This window comes from Kitasatospora sp. NPDC002551 (genome assembly GCF_040296005.1).
Classification (GTDB): Bacteria; Actinomycetota; Actinomycetes; order Streptomycetales; family Streptomycetaceae; genus Kitasatospora.
Genome location: NZ_JBEOWI010000093.1, coordinates 1 through 18,610, shown reverse-complemented (window position 1 = coordinate 18,610; position 18,610 = coordinate 1). Strand labels below are relative to the sequence as shown.

General features: G+C 74.2%; 18 protein-coding genes, 1 rRNA gene and 2 pseudogenes. 5 read left to right on the top strand and 16 right to left on the bottom strand.

What is annotated here, in order from left to right; translation table 11 throughout:
- Window positions 1-349 precede the first annotated feature (349 nt).
- Complete coding sequence (locus ABT093_RS38745) at window positions 350-538, top strand: hypothetical protein (protein WP_350572187.1); 189 nt, start codon at window positions 350-352, stop codon at window positions 536-538.
- On the opposite strand, the gene ABT093_RS38740 is transcribed toward ABT093_RS38745, so the two are convergent.
- From ABT093_RS38740 to ABT093_RS38715, 6 genes are all read right to left on the bottom strand, one after another.
- Window positions 472-1,065, bottom strand: coding sequence for a DUF6099 family protein (locus ABT093_RS38740; protein ID WP_350572186.1), 594 nt, complete (start codon window positions 1,063-1,065; stop codon window positions 472-474). The genes ABT093_RS38745 and ABT093_RS38740 overlap by 67 nt on opposite strands.
- Before the next feature lie 145 nt (window positions 1,066-1,210).
- Window positions 1,211-1,591, bottom strand: a complete 381-nt coding sequence (locus ABT093_RS38735) for a nucleotide pyrophosphohydrolase (RefSeq protein WP_350572185.1) — start codon at window positions 1,589-1,591, stop codon at window positions 1,211-1,213.
- Window positions 1,588-2,994: an AAA family ATPase gene (locus tag ABT093_RS38730; protein WP_350572184.1), complete on the bottom strand. Its 1,407-nt coding sequence runs from the start codon at window positions 2,992-2,994 to the stop codon at window positions 1,588-1,590. Before ABT093_RS38730 ends, ABT093_RS38735 begins: the two co-directional genes overlap by 4 nt.
- A 148-nt stretch (window positions 2,995-3,142) precedes the next feature.
- Complete coding sequence (locus tag ABT093_RS38725; RefSeq protein WP_350572183.1) at window positions 3,143-3,973, bottom strand: putative RNA methyltransferase; 831 nt, start codon at window positions 3,971-3,973, stop codon at window positions 3,143-3,145.
- Window positions 3,974-4,024: 51 nt separating this feature from the next.
- A complete protein-coding gene (locus ABT093_RS38720; RefSeq protein WP_350572182.1) occupies window positions 4,025-4,912 on the bottom strand; it encodes an ATP-grasp domain-containing protein in 888 nt (295 codons plus the stop codon).
- On the bottom strand, window positions 4,909-5,883 hold the full coding sequence (locus ABT093_RS38715) for an ATP-grasp domain-containing protein (protein ID WP_350572181.1): 975 nt from the start codon (window positions 5,881-5,883) through the stop codon (window positions 4,909-4,911). Before ABT093_RS38715 ends, ABT093_RS38720 begins: the two co-directional genes overlap by 4 nt.
- Before the next feature lie 247 nt (window positions 5,884-6,130).
- Here ABT093_RS38715 and ABT093_RS38710 point away from each other — a divergent pair, with 247 nt between their 5' ends.
- A complete protein-coding gene (locus tag ABT093_RS38710; protein ID WP_502884419.1) occupies window positions 6,131-6,991 on the top strand; it encodes a GNAT family N-acetyltransferase in 861 nt (286 codons plus the stop codon).
- Between the two features lie 23 nt (window positions 6,992-7,014).
- Here the strand turns inward: ABT093_RS38710 and ABT093_RS38705 are convergent, their stop codons facing one another.
- Window positions 7,015-7,437: a fic family toxin-antitoxin system, toxin component gene (locus tag ABT093_RS38705; RefSeq protein ID WP_350555545.1), complete on the bottom strand. Its 423-nt coding sequence runs from the start codon at window positions 7,435-7,437 to the stop codon at window positions 7,015-7,017.
- Window positions 7,434-7,679 (bottom strand): toxin-antitoxin system HicB family antitoxin, encoded by a 246-nt coding sequence (locus ABT093_RS38700; protein ID WP_350572179.1) that lies wholly within the window; start codon window positions 7,677-7,679, stop codon window positions 7,434-7,436. Before ABT093_RS38700 ends, ABT093_RS38705 begins: the two co-directional genes overlap by 4 nt.
- Before the next feature lie 176 nt (window positions 7,680-7,855).
- Between ABT093_RS38700 and ABT093_RS38695 the strand changes: the two genes are divergently transcribed.
- Window positions 7,856-8,053: a hypothetical protein gene (locus ABT093_RS38695; protein WP_350572178.1), complete on the top strand. Its 198-nt coding sequence runs from the start codon at window positions 7,856-7,858 to the stop codon at window positions 8,051-8,053.
- Between the two features lie 73 nt (window positions 8,054-8,126).
- Here ABT093_RS38695 and ABT093_RS41080 read toward each other — a convergent pair.
- The 3 genes and pseudogenes from ABT093_RS41080 to ABT093_RS38685 all read right to left on the bottom strand — a co-directional run.
- Window positions 8,127-8,564: pseudogene (locus ABT093_RS41080) on the bottom strand (class I SAM-dependent RNA methyltransferase); the annotation flags it as partial.
- A gap of 696 nt (window positions 8,565-9,260) precedes the next feature.
- A pseudogene (locus ABT093_RS41075) lies at window positions 9,261-9,443 on the bottom strand (TRAM domain-containing protein); the annotation flags it as partial.
- Between the two features lie 392 nt (window positions 9,444-9,835).
- Window positions 9,836-11,899 (bottom strand): APC family permease, encoded by a 2,064-nt coding sequence (locus tag ABT093_RS38685; RefSeq protein ID WP_502884418.1) that lies wholly within the window; start codon window positions 11,897-11,899, stop codon window positions 9,836-9,838.
- 248 nt (window positions 11,900-12,147) lie between these two features.
- On the opposite strand from ABT093_RS38685, the gene ABT093_RS38680 reads away from it, so the two are divergent.
- Complete coding sequence (locus ABT093_RS38680) at window positions 12,148-12,816, top strand: potassium channel family protein (protein WP_350572176.1); 669 nt, start codon at window positions 12,148-12,150, stop codon at window positions 12,814-12,816.
- Window positions 12,816-13,487, top strand: a complete 672-nt coding sequence (locus ABT093_RS38675) for a potassium channel family protein (protein WP_350572175.1) — start codon at window positions 12,816-12,818, stop codon at window positions 13,485-13,487. Before ABT093_RS38680 ends, ABT093_RS38675 begins: the two co-directional genes overlap by 1 nt.
- Before the next feature lie 71 nt (window positions 13,488-13,558).
- Here the strand turns inward: ABT093_RS38675 and ABT093_RS38670 are convergent, their stop codons facing one another.
- The 5 genes from ABT093_RS38670 to rrf all read right to left on the bottom strand — a co-directional run.
- A complete protein-coding gene (locus tag ABT093_RS38670) occupies window positions 13,559-14,317 on the bottom strand; it encodes a DUF3159 domain-containing protein (RefSeq protein ID WP_350572174.1) in 759 nt (252 codons plus the stop codon).
- The gene (locus ABT093_RS38665; protein ID WP_350572173.1) at window positions 14,314-14,727 is read right to left on the bottom strand and encodes an OB-fold nucleic acid binding domain-containing protein; all 414 of its coding nucleotides are present in this window, start codon (window positions 14,725-14,727) and stop codon (window positions 14,314-14,316) included. Before ABT093_RS38665 ends, ABT093_RS38670 begins: the two co-directional genes overlap by 4 nt.
- A 110-nt stretch (window positions 14,728-14,837) precedes the next feature.
- A complete protein-coding gene (locus tag ABT093_RS38660) occupies window positions 14,838-15,518 on the bottom strand; it encodes a response regulator (RefSeq protein WP_350572172.1) in 681 nt (226 codons plus the stop codon).
- Between the two features lie 73 nt (window positions 15,519-15,591).
- Entirely contained in the window at window positions 15,592-18,288 is a 2,697-nt protein-coding gene (locus ABT093_RS38655) for an ATP-binding protein (protein ID WP_350572171.1), read from the bottom strand.
- Window positions 18,289-18,527: 239 nt separating this feature from the next.
- Window positions 18,528-18,610, bottom strand: a 5S ribosomal RNA gene (rrf, locus tag ABT093_RS38650); the annotation flags it as partial.

Sequence of the window (18,610 nt, the reverse complement as noted above, 5' to 3'; positions counted from 1 at the left end):
TCCCTGGGGTTTTTTTTCTTGGGGGGCCTCTGGGGGGCGGGGGGGGGGGCCCGCCCCCTCCCCCCTCCCCCTCCCTTCCCGCTCCCACCCACTCCCGCTATCCCGTTGTCCCACGGCCCCGTTCACCACGGCCCTTCCCCGGCGGCGGCCCGCCGGGTGGGCGGGCCGCCGCCGCCCAGGGGCCCAGGCGCTCCGCGCCCCGGGCGGGGCGGAGCGGCGGCCATCCGAGGGGTACCCCGTTGCCGGATCGGGTGGTGAACGGTGACCACGCCGCGGGGTGTTCGTCGGGTGCAGCGGCGGGCCGCGTCCGGCCGACCGCACCGCACCACCGATCCGAAGAGGTGCCCTCATGCCCGAGCCCTGGTCCGAGGCCTCCGCCGTCGACGGGACGGCGGCGCCGGCCGCCCCGAAGACGCTGCTGGAGCAGATGCAGGACCTGCTCGCCTCACTCACCGCGGACCTCGCCGGCCTTCAGGCCACCGGTGCCGCCACCACCTCCTCCACCGACGAGGACGGCGGGCCCGCCGCCGCCCGCTGACCCGGCGGCTCGAGTTCGAGCACCAGTAAACGCTCGGCGCTCTCCGCCTCCCCGGGTCGCTCGCCCTCGATCCTCCGCACGGCGTCGCGCAGTTGGCCGACCAGCTGGGTGCACTCCGCCCCGGCGTCGACGCCGTCGATGCACGCCCAGTAGAGGCTCTCGGTGTCGGCCCCGCAGGCCAGCACGACCAGCGTCTCCCCGATGTCCCGCAGGAGCCCGGCGAGTTCGTCCAGCATCGGCCCGAGCTCGCCGAGGTCCCCGAGCCTTCGGGCCCGGCTGCCGGGCCCGAAGGCCGACACCGCCGCCACGTCCCCCGTCGCATGGTCCAGGCAGCACGCCGCGTGCATCGCCGCCTCGGCCAACAGACTCCCGAGGCCGACGAGTTCGCCGTCCTCCTCCCGCGCGAGCCGGGTGCCCACCGCCTCGGCGAGCAGCGCCGCCTGCCGGGCCTCGGCCAGCACGTCCGGGATGTTCCTGGTCTCCGCCAGGGCGTGCCGGGCGGTCTTGATCAGGCGCAGCGCCTCCATGCCGCACGCTCCTTCCGTCGCTCGCGCGGCGCCCTGCCGCGCGGTCACGGTGAGAGGGTGCGCCGGGACGGAAGGGGGTGCGGGCGAGCAGCGGAAAGCTGTGGAAAACCCGGGGGCTGTGGACAACTTCCGTCCCCCACGAGGATTAGGAGGCTCCCTCCGGGTTGACGTCACCGGGTGCCCCGGGGGCCGGGAAGCGCAGCTCGTTGCGCTCGATCTTGGCCTCCAGGGCGGTCAGCGGGTCGACCCCGACCGCCGTGCAGAACTGGAGCAGGTAGGCGAGCACGTCGGCCACCTCGTCCCGCACCCGGTGGGCGCGGTCCGGATCGGCCATCACCGCGGACGCCTGCTCGGGCGTGAGCCACTGGAAGATCTCCAGCAGCTCGCCGGCCTCCACCGTCAGCGCCGCGGCGAGGTTCTTGGGCGTGTGGAAGGGCTCCCAGCGGCGCGCCGCGGCGAACTCCGTCAGCCGCTGCCGCAGCCCTTCCAGCGTGGGCCCGGGGATGTCGGTCTCTCGTTCGTTCACCCGTCCAGGTTTACCGCATCGCCCGACACCGGACCGGACGCCGAACCGGCCGCCGGACGAGGCGCGGGCACGGGAGAGGCCGACGAGCCGTCCCGCGCCGCCTGGACCGGCACCCGCGCCGTCTCCGCCCGCAGCACTGTCAGCCCCGAGCCGGGGTCGCGCCGGCACTCCACCACCGCCACCCCCGGCGGCAGTTCGCCCGCCGCGCCCAGTGCGTCCCGCGCCGCGGCCGGCTCCTGCAGCGTGGCGCAGACCCGCAGCTGGTTGCGCCCGGCCATGTCCCGCGCGAGCCGCAGCAGCGAAGCGGTCTGGTCGGTGCCGAGCCCGGCCCCGAGGTCGTCGGCGAGCACGGTGAGCTGCCGCTGCGCCCACGGCACCTCGATGGCCACGTCGAGGTCCAGCACCCCGGCGCCGGTGAGCAGCACGGCGGCGAACGCGAGGTGGCGCAGCATGCCGTCGGAGGCCTGGTCGGCACCGGTGCGCCCGAGCAGCCCCTCGTCGAAGACGGCGAGCACCCGCTGGTCGTTGCCGCTGCCGCGGTGGGCGAGGTCGAGGCCGAGCAGCGGGTGCGGGGCGGCGGACTGGACGACGCGCAGCAGTTGCCCGTAGCGGCGGGGGCACTCGTTGCCGAGCCGGGCGACGACGGCGGAGATGTTGGCGGCGGTGCTGAGCAGCCGGGCCTGCGGGTCGGGGCGGGCCCAGCCGCGCATGAGGGCGGGCACGGGGTGGACGGGGAAGACCTCGCGCAGCGCGGTGAGCAGTTGTTCGGCGGCGGCGAGGACCTTGCGTTCGCCGGGCGAGGAGCCGGCGACCCGCAGGGGGATCTGGGCGGTGATCAGCGTGTCGCTGGGGAACGGGGCGCGGATGTCGCCCTGCCGGGTGTCGTTGTGCCAGCTGACGTTGACGCGGCCTTTGCGCAGGTCCTGTTCGCCGGTCTCGACGAGGGTCTGCCCGTCGAGGGTGAGCTGTTCCCGGGCGATGCGGACGGGGCCGTCGGTGCGGACGACGGCTTCGAGGCCGATCGTCCCGTCCGGGGAGCGGACGGTGCAGCCGAGGATGAGGGCGTTGCGGCCGTGCGGGACGCAGCCGTCGAGGCCGCCGCGGACGGGGGTGGCGAGCGGGCCGGTGGTGCCGGGCCGTCCGTCGAGGGAGGCGCCGATCTCCTCGCCGAGGGCGAGCCGGGAGAGGACGGCGAGGGCGTCGAGGGCGTTGGACTTGCCGACGCCGGCGGGGCCGTGCAGCACGGTGAGGGGCGCGAGCGGGAGGGTCGCGCGCCGGTAGGACTTGAAGGAGATGAGCCGGATCTCCTCGACGATCGGGCGTTGGACGGTCGGCACGCCGGGGTCCGGGCTGCGCTGCTGCGGGTGGGCCGGCACGGCGGGCCGGGTCGCGTCGCGGTTCACCCGTCGGACGTTAGCCGCCGGTCGGGAGGCAGAAACGTGCCTGCCCGGCAGATTCATCCCATCGGGGTGGCACCGGCGCGCGGTGGCCGGGCCCGCGCCCCTCCCGGCGCGGGGCCGGGCCCGGCGGCGGCCAGGGCGGCGGCGTGGTTCAGCGCCGGTAGGCGGCGACGGTGACGGAGGCCGTCACCTCGACCGGGTCCGGCAGGGCGGCGAGCCGCCGCGCCAGCCGGTCCGGGTCGGTGTGCCAGGCGCTCGGCCCCATGCCGACCACGGTCCGCACGTCCTCGGCGGACAGCCGCAGCGTGAACTCGACCTCGCGCTGCCCGGCCGGTGTCAGGTGCGGCCCGAGCTTCTCGTCGATGCGCCGCTGCTTCTCCTCGTCGACCGACAGCAGCCCGAGGGCGGTGACGAGTTCGCGCAGGTGGCGCGGGGTGGGTGCGACGAGCAGCAGGGTGGCGCCGGGCCGCAGCACGCGCCGCAGTTCGGGGCCGTTGCGCGGGGCGAACACGTTGAGGACGAGTCCGGCGGAGGCGTCCAGCAGCGGCAGCGGGCGCCACGCGTCGCAGACCACGGCGCCGATCCGGGGGTGGGCCCGGGCGGCGCGGCGCAGCGCGTACTTGGAGATGTCGAGGGCGGCGCCGGGCCGGCCGGGGAGGGCGTCGAGGACGTGGGCGAGGTAGTGGCCGGTGCCGGCGCCGAGGTCGGCGACGAGTCCTTCGGGGCCGGCGTCGGCGGCGGCCTCGGCGAGGGCGTCGGCGATGGGCCGGTAGTGGCCGGCGGCGAGGAAGTCGCTGCGGGCGGCGACCATGTCGGCGGTGTCGCCGGTGCCGGTGTGGGCGTCGCCGGCGAGCAGGCTGACGTAGCCCTGCTTGGCGACGTCGTGGCTGTGTCCGGCGGGGCAGCGCAGGGTGCGCCCGTCGAGGGTGAGCGGCTGCGCGCAGTGCGGGCAGGCCAGGTAGGGCTCGATGTCCTGCAGCAAGGGTCCGTCTTCTCTCGCGGCCCGGTCGGGTGCTCGGGCCGGGGTGCCAGCCTAACGAGCGGTGGCGCCGGGGCCCGCATCCGCCGGGGCGGCCGTGCGCGGGCCGGGCAGCGGCCGGCTCCCCCGGCTGCCCGCCGCGGCGGCGCGCAGGGCGAGCGCGGCCAGCGCCTCGGGTGCGCCGGCCTGCCCGCGGATGCCGGGGAAGGCGTTGACGTCGACGACGACCGCCTCGTCGGGCCCGTCCAGCAGGTCGACGCCGTAGACGTCGAGGCCGAACACCTCACCGACCCGCAGGGCGAGCCGGGCCCGTTCGGCGGGCAGGTCGCCGGGCCCGAAGCCGGCGGGGCCGTGCGGCTGCGCGGTGTGGCCGGGGTCGGCGAGTTCGGAGCGCCGGCGGGTGCAGAAGAGCTGTCCGGCGACGACCCAGAGCTTCTGGTCCCAGCCGGTGCTCGGCAGGTAGGGCTGGGCGACGACGGGTTCGCCGGGCCACTGTTCGGCGAGGGCGCGCAGCCGGGTGAGGCCGTCGACCCGGGCGACGAGGTCGTGGCGGCGGCTGTGCCGGCTCTTGACGACCAGCGGCAGCGCGAGTTCGCCCGCCTCGGCGAGGGCGAGCAGCGCGGCGGGGCCGTCGGCGGTGCGGGTGGGGGCGAAGGGCAGGCCGGCCCGCCGGGCGAGTTCGGCCATGGCGGTGCGGTCCTGGCAGAGTTCGGTGGCGGCGGCCGGGTTGACGACGGGGGCGCCGCGTTCCTCCAGTGACCGGGCGAGGGCGAGGGCGGCCGGGGTGCGGGCCTTGAGCAGGTAGACGTCGGCGAGCGGGCCGTCGCCCGCCGGTCCACGGGGGTCGAGCGCCTCGACGCGGTGGCCGCGCGCGGTCAGCAGGGCGCCGGCCGCGGCGAGCAGCGGGTGGTCGGGCGCGGCGGTGATCAGGCCGATCCTCACAGCGGGCCGCCGACGCCGACGCCGCCGAGGCCGGCCGCTCCGACCCCGCCGATCCCGAGGGCGGCGCCGCCCTGGGCGGGCATCCGGACCGCCCCGGTGCCGAGTGCGACGGCCTCCAGTCCGGAGGCGTCCAGCGCGACCGCGGGCGCCGTGACGGCCGTGCCGGTGCGGGCCAGCCGCAGGATCGCCCGCGCGACCCGGGCGACCGCGTCCGGTACCTGCCGGAAGCTCGGGAAGTCGTTGATGTCGACGACCACCGGCCCGTCCGGGCCGAGCAGCACGTCGACGCCGTAGAGGTCGAGTCCGAAGACCTCGCCGACCTGGGCGGCGATCCGCGCGACCTCGGCCGGCAGCGGCACCTGCCGCTCGCGCACGCCCTGGTCGGGGTTGAGCGGCGAGCAGCGCTCGGTGGCGTAGAGCTCGCCGTCGACGCAGTACACCTTGAGGTCGGTGCCGGAGTTGGGCACGTAGGGCTGGGCGATGAGCAGGCCCTCACCGGCCAGCAGCGGGCCGAGTTCGGCGAGGTGTCCGGGGTCGCGGACGAGCCGCACGGCCCGTCCCGAGCTGCCGTCGGCGGGCTTGACGACCAGTGGGTACTCGGCGGCGGGGATCTCGGCGAGCCGTTCCCAGCGGGCGGCCGCGTAGGTGACGGGGACGGGCAGTCCGCGGGTGCGGGCGATGACCGAGGCGAGTGCCTTGTCGCGGACGCCGCGGATCGAGCGGACGTCGTTGACGGTGGTGAGGCCGACGGCCGCGGCGGCCTCCAGCAGGGTCAGGCCGGGCCCGCCGGAGACGGTCTTGAGCACCCAGGCGTCGTGGCTCCCGGCGCGCACGGCCTCGGAGATCGCCATCAGCGAGTCGCCGGGGCGCAGCACGTCCACCCGGTGGCCCCACGCGGTGAGCCGGCGGACGACGTCGAGCGGCATGCCGTCGTGCCGGTAGTGCTCCTCCACCAGAAAGCAGAGCCTCATGACCCAGTCATCCCCCTCGCTTCGCCCAGCGCGGACGTCCGCCGTTCCCGTCCGGCAGAGCTGTAAAGGCCCCAGGATGTCATGGGGCCCGCACACAAGATCGTCCGGCCTGTAAGCGTTCGGCAACAATCGCGCGGAAATGCCCGAGCCGGGCGGCCCCGGCGGACGCCGGGTGGCCGGGGGCCCTTTGGGGCCGTTGCCCGCCGGGGCCGCAAATCCCTGGCAGGAACGCGTCGGTCCTGCTTGGATGCACGGCGTGACCTCTGACGATCTTGCAGCCGCCGCCCCCGACCCCGACCTCCTCGAGGAGATCGAGCGCTACTACGACGCGGTGCCGCGCGCGGCCGCGCGCGTCGAGGACTTCGGCCCGCTCAGTCTATTCGTCCGCGAGGGCGCCGGCTGGCCGTACTACGCGCGGCCGGCGCTGGGCCACGAGGGGCCGGCGGCCACCGCCGAGGACGTCCGCCGGGTGCTGGACCGTCAGCGCGAGCTGGGTCTGCCGCAGGCCTTCGAGTGGGTGGCCGAGCACGATCCGCTGCTGCGCGCGGCGGTGGAGGAGGCGGGGCTGGCGGTGCACGAGCACCCGCTGCTGGTGCTGGGTCCGCGGCAGGACGTGCCGGACGCCCCGGACGGGGTGGCGGTGCGGGTGCTGGCCGCCGACGATCCGGCGCTCGCGCAGGCGGTGGCCGTGCCGCACCTGGCGTTCGGCGAGCCGGGCACCGGGGTGGGCGGTGCCGGAGCGGTGGAGCTCGCCGCGGGGGCCGAGGCGGTGGCGGCCGACGGCACGGCGGCGCGGGTCGCCGAGCGGATCGGGTCCGGGCACACGGTGCTCGCCGCGGCGTTCGAGGGCGGCACGCCGCTGTGCGCGGGCCAGCACAACCCGGTCGGCGCGGTCACCGAGGTGGCGGGCGTGGGCACGCTGCCCTCGGCGCGCCGGCGCGGGCTGGGGCAGGCGGTCACCGCGGCGCTGGTCGCGCACGCCCGGGCGAACGGGGTGCGCACGGTGTTCCTGTCCGCGGCCGACGAGGACGTGGCCCGGATCTACCGCCGGGCGGGTTTCCGTCCGTTCGCGACGGCGCTGATCGCCGAACCGGCCGGGAGCGCCTGAGCGGGCCCGGGCCGGCCCCGCGCTCACTCCGAGTCGTCGTCGTCCTCGCCGCTGACCTCCTCGTCCTCGGCCTCGTCGACCACCCAGGCGGCCAGCCGGTCGGCCACCCCGGAGACGGTCAGCCGCCCCTCGCGGATGGCGCGGGCGAGGCTGCGGACCTCGCGGGCCGTGGTCGCCACCGTGCAGCCGCTGGCCACCAGGTAGGCGTAGGCGGCGGCGGTGGCGAACAGTTCGTTGGTCTTCTCCAGCGCCGGCACCCGGATCAGCTGGTGCATGAGGGCGGCGGCGCGGTCCTGCGGTTCGGGGTAGACGGCGATGTCGAAGATCTCGGCCTGGTGCCGGGCGACGGCGGCGAGCAGCGATCCGTAGTCGGTGACCTGCGGGTCACCGGGTGTGTACTGCTCGGCGGTCATGAGCAGCCACGAGAGGTCGACCTCCAGTTTCAACGGCGCACGTCCTGGAGGTCGGCCCCGCCGCGCAGCTCGCCGAACTCGGCGAGGAACGCCGTCTCGTACTCCTTCATGAACTGCGCGGCCGCGTCGACGAAGACCCGCCCGGCCTCGCCCATGTCCTGCTGGACCAGGCGCTCGATGTACTGGTTCATGCTGATCCCCTGCTGCTCCGCCCGTTCCCGGGCCATCTCCGCGGTGGTGGCGTCCACCCGGACGTTCAGCTGCTTCTTACCCATGAACCTCAAGCTAGCGCTGATGTGCTAGCACAACAAGGGCGCGTGGCCCCCGCGCACGCCCGCCCGACGCGCCCGGCGCCCGCCGGGAGCGAGACTTGAAGAGTTCTTCACCTTCAGAGACTCTGAAGTGCCCTGAGCATTCCGTGGAGCGGCACCGACCGGTGTGGAGGCCGGCAATGACAGCCATGTTCGACCAGGAGCTGCGCGAGCAGCTCGCCCAGGCCAGCAAGGAACTCGCGGCCGCCCGGGCCGAAGGGGACGCCGACGGCGTCCAGGCGTACGAGGGCCGGATCGCCGCGCTGATCCGGCTCGCCGCCCAGCACGGCATCGACCTGCCGCACGACGACCGGGAAGAGGAACACCCCCTGCCCTGACCCGCCCGCGGCGACACGACGGAGGCGGCACCCGGAAACCCCGGGTGCCGCCTCCGTCGTCGTCCGCGCGGGCTCACTCGCCCCCGACGGCCTCCAGGATCGCCACGCACTCGAAGTGGTGCGTCATCGGGAACAGGTCGAAGGCCCGCAGCGAGACCGGCCGGTAGCCGCCCTCGCGGAAGAACCCGAGGTCCCGGGCGAGGGCCGCCGGGTCGCAGGCCACGTACGCGATCCGGCGGGCGCCGAGCCCGGACAGGTGGGCGACGGTCTCCCGCCCGGCGCCCGCGCGCGGCGGGTCGAGCACGATGAGGTCGGTCGCCGTGATCCCGGTGCGCGGCAGCAGCGCCTCGACCCGGTCGCACTCGATCCGGACGTTCTCCAGCGCGGCCAGGTTGTGCCGGGCGTCGGCCACCGCCTGCTTGCCGGACTCGATGCCGAGCACCGCCCCGTCCTCGCCGACCCGGTCGGCCAGCGCGCCCGCGAACAGGCCCACCCCGCAGTAGAGGTCGAGCGCGTTCTCGCCCCACTGCGGGTCCAGGCCGTCGAGCACGGCGTCGACCAGGGTGTCCGGCGCCTCCGGGTGGATCTGCCAGAAGCCGCCGTTGCTGACCCGCCAGGTGCGCCCGGCGGCGCGCTCGCGCACGAAGCTGCGGCCGTGCACCCGGTGGGTGTTGCCCTGGTCGTCGATCCGGGCGATGGAGACCGGACGGTCCAGCTCGACCAGCGGCAGCTGGGCGCCCGGCGCCGGGGTGAGGACCACCTGGCGGTCCATCGAGCCGGAGGCGGCGATCGCCTCGACCGAGGCGACGCCCGGCCAGTCGCGGGACTCCACACCGAGCTCGGTGACACCCTCGGCGGCGATCAGGCAGCGGTCGACCGGCTGGATCCCGTGCGAGCGGTGCTTGCGCAGCCCGACCCTGCCGCTCGCCGGGTCGACGGCGTACTGGACGCGGGTGCGCCAGGCAGGCACCTGGCCGGCCGGCAGCTTGCCGCCGACCGGCTCGACGCTGCCGTCCCAGCCGGCCTCGGCCGGGGTCAGTCCGGCCAGCTTCGCCAGCTGCTCGGTCAGCACCTGCACCTTGAGCTTGCGCTGGCCGCCCGGGGTGACGTGCTGCCAGTCGCAGCCGCCGCACTTGCCGGGCCCGGCGAACGGGCACGGCGGCGCGATCCGGTCCTTGGCGGGCTCCAGGACCTCCACCGCGTCGGCCCGCAGGAAGCGCGAGGTGGTGGTGCCCTCGGTGACCTGCGCGATCACCCGCTCGCCCGGCAGCGTGTGCCGGACGAACAGCACCCGGCCCTCGTGCCGGGCCACGCAGTGCCCGCCGCCGTGCGCGACGGGGCCGACCTCGACCTCGTAGCGCTCGCCGACCAGCGGGTCGCCGGTGGGCACCCTCGGGGCCTGGGGCGCCTTGGGCGTCTTCGGGCCCTTGGCCGGCCCGGTCGCCTTGGACGCCCTGGGCGCCTTGGACGCGGCCTCGGCCCGCGGCGCGCGGGCGGCGTCGCGCAGCGCCCGCGGCGGGCGCACGGTCTGCTTGCGCGGGCGCTCGGCGCGCTCGCCGCGCTCCGGGCGCGCGGGCTCGTCCACGCGCTCCGGGGCGCGCTCCTCCGGAGCCAGCGGCGCCGTCCGCGCGGTGAAGCCGTCGCGGTCGGTCGCCTCCGGGCGCGACGGCTTGCCCCAGCGCGGCCGGGCGACCTGCCCGGGTCGGCCGGCGGCACCGCCCTTGCGGGCGCCCTTGCCCGAGGAGCCGGAGGAGCCATGGGAACGAGACGGGGTGTTGCGGGTCACTGGGAGGAGTCCTTCGTGCTGCGGTCGGCCGGGCCGGCGGGCTTCGCCGAGACTTCCGACTTTACGGCCTTGGGCGCCCGGGGCTCACCACGCCGGACGGAACCCGGCGCCGACCAGGCCTTCTGCGGCTTGCGACGCTCCGAGGACTCCAGCTGCCACGGCACCGAGGTCACCATCACGCCCGGCTTGAACAGCAGCCGGCCCTTGAGCCGCAGCGCGCTCTGGTTGTGCAGCAGGTGCTCGTACCAGTGGCCGACCACGTACTCCGGGATGTACACCGACACCACGTCGCGCGGACTGCTGCGGCGCAGGTTCTTCACGTAGTCCAGCACCGGCCCGGTGATCTCCCGGTACGGGGAGTCCAGCACCTTCAGCGGCACCTCGATCCCCCGCTCGTCCCACTCCTCGCGCAGCGCCGCGGTGTCCGCCGGATCGACGTTCACGGTCACCGCCTCCAGGGTGTGGGCCCGGGCGAGCCGCGCGTACGCCAGCGCCCGCAGCGCCGGCTTGTGCAGCTTGGAGACCAGCACGATCGCGTGCACCCGGGTGGGCAGCACCACGTCGTCCGGCTCCTCGGCGGCGACCAGCTCCGCCGAGACCCGGTCGTAGTGCCGGCGGATCGCCTTCATCATCACGAACAGCACGACCATCGCCGCGATGGCGATCCAGGCGTGGCTGATCTTGGTGGCGAGCACGACGATCAGCACCGCCATGGTCATCACCAGACCGAAGGTGTTGATCGCCCGGCTGCGCTGCATGTGGCGGCGCTTGGCCGGGTCGCTCTCGGTGCGCAGGTTCCTGGTCCAGTGCCGGATCATGCCGGACTGGCTCATGTTGAACGACACGAAGACGCCGACGATGTACAGCTGGATCAGCCGCGTCGGGTCCGCGTCGAAGGCGATGATGAACAGGATCGCGGCCAGCGCCAGCAGGATGATGCCGTTGGAGAAGGCCAGCCGGTCGCCGCGGGTGTGCAGCTGCCGCGGCAGGTAGCGGTCCTGCGCCAGGATCGAGCCCAGCACCGGGAAGCCGTTGAACGCGGTGTTGGCGGCCAGCACCAGGATCAGCCCGGTGACGGCGGCGACGAAGTAGAAGCCCGGCGTGAAGTTCGAGAACACCGCCTCGCTGATCTGGGCCAGCGCGGTCTTCTGGTGGTAGTCGCCGGGCGCGCCGACCAGCTGATGCGGCTCCTCGGCCATCTGGACGCCGGTCAGCCGGGCCAGCCAGATGATGCCCATGAACATCACGACGGCGATGCTCGCCATCATCAGCAGGGTGGTCGCCGCGTTCTTGCTCTTCGGCTTGCGGAACGCCGGCACGCCGTTGGAGATCGCCTCCACGCCGGTCAGCGCCGCACAGCCCGAGGAGAACGCCTTGAGCAGCAGGAACACCATCGCGAAGCCGGCCAGCGACTCGTTGCCGGGGGTCGGCTCCAGGTGGAAACCGGAGCTCTCGGACGGCATGTCCTGCCCCAGCCCGAAGTGCCGGACCACGCCGTACACCACCATGCCGAGCACGCCGATCATGAAGGCGTAGGTCGGGACGGCGAAGGCCGTGCCGGACTCCCGCACGCCGCGCAGGTTCATCCCCATCAACAGGATGACCACGACGACCGACAGGGTCAGCTCGTGGCCGCGCAGCGCCGGCACCGCCGACACCACGTTGGCCACGCCCGAGGTGGTGGAGACCGCCACGGTGAGGATGTAGTCGACCATCAGCGCGCTCGCGACCACCAGGCCGGAGTTCGGGCCGTGGTTCACGGTGGCGACCTCGTAGTCACCGCCGCCGCTCGGGTAGGCGTGCACGTTCTGCCGGTACGAGGCCACCACCGCGAGCATCACGATGGCGACCACGACGCCGATCTGCCACGAGAAGTGGATGGCAGAGGCACCCGCCAGGGAGAGGGTCAGCAGGATCTCCTCGGGCGCGTACGCGACCGAGGAGAGCGCGTCCGAGGCGAAGACGGGCAGCGCGATGCGCTTGGGGAGCAGCGTCTCCCCCAGCTTGTCGCTGCGCAACGCACGCCCGATGAGGATGCGTTTCGGTAGGTCAGTCGGCATAGGCACGTTAAGGAATCGTAGGGGCAGGACGGCGCCCGGTCCGACGCACGCCCCCGGTTCGTGCCCCCCTTCGTCGCGACTGTGTTCGGTGGACCGGCTAGCGTGTCGGATACGAGCAGGCGGGCAACACTCAGGTTGTCGTACCGAGCCCCACGAAGAAGCCCGCCTCGGACGACGGGGCGGGGAAACGGAGATCGAACGGTGTTTGCGCAGGTCATGGCCCCAATAGGACGGGTGAGGTAGCGCCGGTGCACATCGTCATCATGGGCTGCGGCCGGGTGGGCTCCGCGCTCGCCCGCGCACTGGAGAAACAGGGCCACTCGGTGGCCGTGGTCGACCAGGACCCGACGGCCTTCCGCCGCCTGGGCGCCGGGTTCAACGGGCGCCGGGTGACCGGCGTCGGCTTCGACCAGGACACCCTGCGGGAGGCCGGCATCGAGGAGGCGGGCGCCTTCGCCGCCGTCTCCAGCGGTGACAACTCCAACATCATCGCCGCCCGGGTGGCCCGGGAGAACTTCGGCGTGGAGAACGTCGCGGCCCGGATCTACGACCCCCGCCGCGCCGAGGTCTACCAGCGCCTGGGCATCCCCACCGTCGCCACCGTCCGCTGGACGGCCGACCAGATGCTGCGCCGCCTGCTGCCGAGCGGCGCCGAGCCGCTCTGGCAGGACCCGAGCGGCGCCGTCCAGCTCGCCGAGGTCGCCTACGCCCCGGAGTGGGTCGGCCACCGGCTGAGCGAGCTGGAGGCCGTCTCCGGCACCCGGGTGGCGTTCGTCACCCGGCTCGGCGAGGGCCTGCTGCCCTCGTCCCAGATGGTGGTGCAGGAGGGCGACCTGGTGCACGTGATGCTGCGCCGGGCCGACCTGACGGCGGTCGAGGCCGCGTTCGCGCAGGGCCCGCAGAAGGAAGGTCACTGATGCGAGTCGCCATCGCCGGAGCCGGCGCCGTCGGCCGCTCGATCGCGGGCGAGCTGCTGGAGAACGGCCACGAGGTCCTGCTGATCGACAAGAACCCGAACTCCATCTCGGTGGAGCGGGTACCCATGGCCGAGTGGCTGCTGGCCGACGCCTGCGAGATCACCTCGCTCGACGAGGCGGCGCTGCAGCGCTGCCACGTGGTGATCGCCGCCACCGGTGACGACAAGGTCAACCTGGTCGTCTCGCTGCTCGCCAAGACCGAGTACGGCGTGCCGCGGGTGGTCGCCCGGGTGAACAACCCGAAGAACGAGTGGCTCTTCAACGAGTCCTGGGGCGTGGACGTGGCCGTCTCCACCCCGCGCCTGATGTCCGCCCTGGTCGAGGAGGCGGTCAGCGTCGGCGACCTGGTCCGGCTGATGCGCTTCAGCCAGGGCAACGCCAACCTCGTCGAGCTGACCCTCGCCGAGGACACCGAACTGGTCGGCACCCGGGTCGGCGACGTCCCGTGGCCGCCGGACACCGCGCTGGTGACGATCCTGCGCGAGGGCCGGGTCCTGGTGCCCGGCAAGGACGACACCCTGGAGGGCGGCGACGAGCTGCTCTTCGTGGCCGCCCAGGAGCGCGAGGAGGAGCTGGAGGACCTGCTCTCCGGCTCCGCCGGCGCCCAGTAGCCCGCGCGGAACGACGCCGAGGGCCCGCACTCGCTGGGAGTGCGGGCCCTCGGCGGTGGACCGGCCGCCTGCTACCGGCCGGCGGACGACTCGTCGGCGGGGTGCTCGCCCACCGCCGGCTCCTCGTCCAGCTGCGCCTTGATCGGCGGCGGCGCCTTCAGCAGGATCTGCCAGGTCACGTACATCGCCAGCAGCAGCGGCGGGATGCCCAGGGCGACCTTGAGCCAGCCCAGCAGGTTGACGTTGTGGGTGAAGTAGAGCGGGAAGAGGATCACCGGCTTGATGCCCATGATCGCCACCCACGCCCAGGTGGCCTTGGTGTAGGCGGCCAGCCGGCCCGGGTTCTGCTTGCGCCAGGTGAACATCTCGCCGGTCACCGGGCCGAGCATGATGCCGATCAGCGGCCAGCGGACCAACGCGGAGACCGCCAGGCCCACGCAGTAGCCGACGTTCCACAGCAGGCCCGGCAGGTAGAAGTTCTCCGCCTTGCCGGTCTTCATCGAGATCCAGGCACCGATGGCCACGCCGAACACGCCGCTGAAGGCGTGCTGGACGGTCTCCCGCTTGAGCAGCCGCGCCACCACGAACAGCGCGCTCAGGCCCAGCGCCGCCCAGGCAGCCGCCGGCACCTTGTGGGTGATGTTGTAGGTGATGATGAAGACCAGGCCGGGCAGGGTCATGTCGATCATGCCCCGGACCCCGCCGAACGCCTTCATCACGGTGTCGGCGGCCTCCCGCGAGGCCTGCGCCTGCCGGGCCGCCTCCTCGTCGCGGGCGACATCGACCAGGCCGAGCTGGGCGGCGGGCTCGCCGCCGGGCTGGTTGCTCACGCTCGCTCGCTCCCGTGTCCGACCGGCCGCAGCTCGTAGCGCGGGTTGAACAGCACCCGACGGCCGCGGGCGTGACTGATCCGGCCGCTGGCGACCAGACGGCGCCCCGGCTCGATGCCCGCGATGGAGCGGCGCCCGAGCCAGACCACGTCCAGCGCCTCGGTGCCGTCGAACAGTTCCGCCTCCAGGGCGGGCACACCGGCCCGCGGGCGGAGCGTCACGGTGCGCAGGGTGCCCGCGACGGTGACCAGCTGCCGGTCCCCGCAGCTGGCGATCGGCGTGCAGCCCGACTCCGCGGCGCTCTCCTGCCGCAGCTCCTCGGCCTCCAACTCCTCCGTGGAGGAGGTCAGCCGGCTGAGCATGCGGCGGAAGCGCCCCTGCGGCGGCCCGCTGCTGTTGTCACCACTCATGCCGGAAGGGTACCGGTTCCGGGGGCCCCGGCGGCAGGCCGCGAGGGCCCCGCCGGCTCCCCGGGAACGTCCCGGGACGGCCGCCGGGGCGCCGGGAGCGGCCCGTCCGCTCAGCCCTCGAAGCGGTAGCCCATGCCCGGCTCGGTGATGAAGTGCCGCGGGTGCGAGGGGTCCTGTTCGAGCTTGCGCCGCAGCTGGGCGAGGTAGACCCGCAGGTAGTTCGTCTCCGTCCGGTAGGCCGGCCCCCATACCTCCTGGAGCAGCTGGGTCTGGCTGACCAGGCGGCCCGCGTTGCGGACCAGGACCTCCAGCAGATGCCACTCGGTCGGGGTAAGGCGGACGTCGGTGCCGTCCCGGTTCACCTTCTTCGCCGCCAGGTCGACGGTGAAGCTGTCGGTGACCACCACCGAGCCGTCCTCCCCGGTGACCGGCTCGGCCCGGCGGACGGCGGCGCGCATCCGGGCCAGCAGTTCGTCCATGCCGAAGGGCTTGGTGACGTAGTCGTCGGCGCCGGCGTCCAGCGCCTCGACCTTCTCGTCGGAGGCGTGCCGGGCGGAGAGCACGATGATCGGCACCCGGGTCCAGCCGCGCAGGCCCTTGATCACCTCGACCCCGTCCATGTCGGGCAGGCCGAGGTCGAGGACGACGACGTCGGGGTGGCGCGCGGCGGCGAGCTCCAGGGCGCTCGTGCCGTCGTGCGCCGCGTCGACCTCGTACTTGCGGGCCTTGAGGTTGATCACCAGCGCGCGGACGATCTGCGGTTCGTCGTCCACGACGAGGACCCGGGTCATACGGGCTCCGCCTTTCGGGGCTGTCGGTCTGATCGGAAGTGGTCGTTCAGCGGTCGTCGGGGGACGGGGGTGATCATGCCGGAGGCGGGGCCGGCTGCGGGACGCCGGGATCGGGGACACCCGGCGCTGGGGCGCCGGGCTCAGCGAAGCCGGGCTCAGCGAAGCCGGGCTCAGCGAAGCCGGGATCGGGGACGCCGTCGGCCGGTCCGCCGGGGACGGGTCCCTCGCGGTCCGGGGCGCGTTCGACGGCGGGCAGGGTGACGACCATCGTCAGCCCGCCGCCCGGCGTGTCCTCGGCGGACACCGTGCCGTCCATCGCCTCCACGAAGCCGCGCGCCACCGCGAGCCCGAGCCCCACCCCGGCGCCGCGCGGTGCGTCCCCGTACCGCTGGAACGGCGCGAAGATCCGCTCCTTGGCCTCCTCCGGCACCCCCGGCCCGCGGTCCACGATCCGCAGCTCCACCCGGCCCGGCCCGGCCGCCGGCTCCAGCGCGTCGGCCTTGACCAGCACCTTCACCCCGTGCGGGCTGTACTTGACGGCGTTCTCGATCAGATTGGCCAGCGACCGCTCCAGCAGCCCGCCGTCGGCCCGGATCATCGGCAGCGTCTCCGGCACGTCCAGCCGGACCGCCCCCGGCGGCACCCCGCCGAGCGCGAACGGCACCACCTCGTCCAGGTCGGTCTCCTGGATCAGCGGCGTGACCGTCCCGGTCTGCAGCCGGCTCATGTCGAGCAGGTTGTTGATCAGATGGTCGAGCCGGTCGGCGCCGGCCTCGATCCCCGCCAGCAGCTCCGCCTCGTCCTCCTCGTCCCACTCCACGTCCGCCGAGCGGAGCGAGCTCACCGAGGCCTTGATCCCCGCGAGCGGCGTGCGCAGATCGTGCGAGACGGCCGCCAGCAGCGCGGTCCGGATCCGGTTCCCCTCGGCCTCCCGCCGGGCGGCCGCCGCCTCCCCCGCCAGCCGCCGGCGCTCCAGCACCACGGCGGCCTGCGCGGCGAACGCCCCGAGCAGCCGGCGGTCCTCGCCCGGCAGCACCCGGCCGCGCAGCACCAGCGCCAGCGTCTCCCCGATCGGCACGTCCACGTCGGCCGTCTCCGGCCGCTCCGGGGGACGCGGGCCCGCCGTCGCCGCGGCCTGCCACTCCCCGCCCCGGTCGGGCCGCTCCAGCAGGGCCACCGATTCCTGCTGGAAGGTCTCCCGGACCTGCTCCAGCAACGCGGCCAGCACCCCGTCCCCGTTCGGCTCCCCGCGCAGCACCGTGCCGGCCAGCGCGCTCAGCGTCTGCGCCTCGGTCTGGCTGCGGGCCGCCTGGTGGGTGCGCCGGGCCGCCAGGTCGACGACCGAGGCCACGGCCATGCCGACCGCGGTGAATATCGCCACCGCCATGATGTTCTGCGGCTCGGAGATCGTGAACGTGTGGATCGGCGGCGCGAAGTAGTAGTTCAGCGCCGAGGACCCGACCAGCGCCGAGGCGATCGCCGGGAACAGTCCGCCCACCAGCGCCGCGCACACCGTCAGCGACAGGAACAGCAGCATGTCCGTGGTCAGGCCCAGGCCGTGGACGTTGGTGAGCACCAGCGCCAGCAGCGGCGGCCCCGCCAGCCCGATCAGCCAGCCCACGATCGTCCGCGTCCGGCCCAGATCGGTCACCTTGCGGATCGGGATCCGCCCGCGCCCCTTCGCGGCGTGCTCGTGGGTGACGATGTGCACGTCGATGTCGCCCGACTCCCGGGTCACCGTGCCGCTCACGCCCGGGCCGTAGACGTACTGCCAGGCCGGCCGCCGGCTGGTGCCGAGCACGATCTGCGTCGCGTTCACCCCCCGCGCGAAGTCCAGCAGCCCCGCCGCCGGGTCGTCGCCCAGCACCGCGTGGTACGAACCGCCCAGGCTCTCCACCAGCGCCCGCTGCTCGATCAGCGTCTGCGAGGAACCGGAGCCCGAGCCGGCCAGCCCGTCCGACCGGGAGATGTGCACGGCCAGCAGTTCACCGCCCGAGCCGCGGGCCGCGATCCGGGCCGCCCGCCGGATCAGGGTCGCCCCCTCCGGACCGCCCGTCAGACCGACCACGATCCGCTCGCGGGCCTGCCAGGTCCCCTTGATGCCCTGCTCCGCCCGGTACTTCTGCAGGTACTCGTCGACCCGGTCCGCCGTCCACAGCAGCGCCAGCTCGCGCAGCGCCGTCAGGTTCCCCGGCCGGAAGTAGTGGGCGAGCGCCGCGTCGATCTTCTCCGGCGCGTACACGTTGCCGTGCGCCAGCCGGCGCCGCAGCGCCTGCGGCGACATGTCGACGAGCTCGATCTGGTCGGCCCGGCGGACCACCTCGTCCGGCACGGTCTCCCGCTGCCGCACCCCCGTGATGCCCTCGACGACGTCACCCAGCGACTCCAGATGCTGGATGTTCACCGTCGAGATGACGTCGATCCCGGCCGCGAGCAGCTCCTGGACGTCCTGCCAGCGCTTGTCGTTGCGGCACCCCGGCACATTGGTGTGCGCCAGCTCGTCCACCAGCGCCACCTGCGGCCGGCGCGCCAGCACCGCGTCCAGGTCCATCTCCGTGAACACGGCCCCGCGGTGCGTCAGCACCTGTCGCGGCACCACCTCAAGCCCCGTGACCTGCTCGGCCGTGTGCCGGCGCCCGTGGTCCTCGACGAACGCCACCACGACGTCCGTCCCCCGCTCCGACCGCCGGTGCGCCTCCGCGAGCATGGCGTACGTCTTACCGACCCCGGGCGCCGCCCCGAGGTAGATCCGCAGCCTGCCGCGTCCCATGTGCACCATTCTTGATCCGGCCGAGCCTGGCGGCCATCCCGGACACCAGTTCCCTTCGCCTTCGAGACTACGGCGCAGGCGCCGGTTTGCCAGCGATACGGGCCCTGAGCTGGGAGTTTTAGCGCCATTTTGATGGGCTCTCGGCGCGGCCACGGCCAGCGGCCGGCAGCGCGACCTGCGCGCCCCGGAAACGCAAAAAGACCCCCTCCTGAACCGGAGGGGGTCTTTTTGGAATGATTGTTCGGCGGCGTCCTACTCTCCCACAGGGTCCCCCCTGCAGTACCATCGGCGCTATGAGGCTTAGCTTCCGGGTTCGGAATGT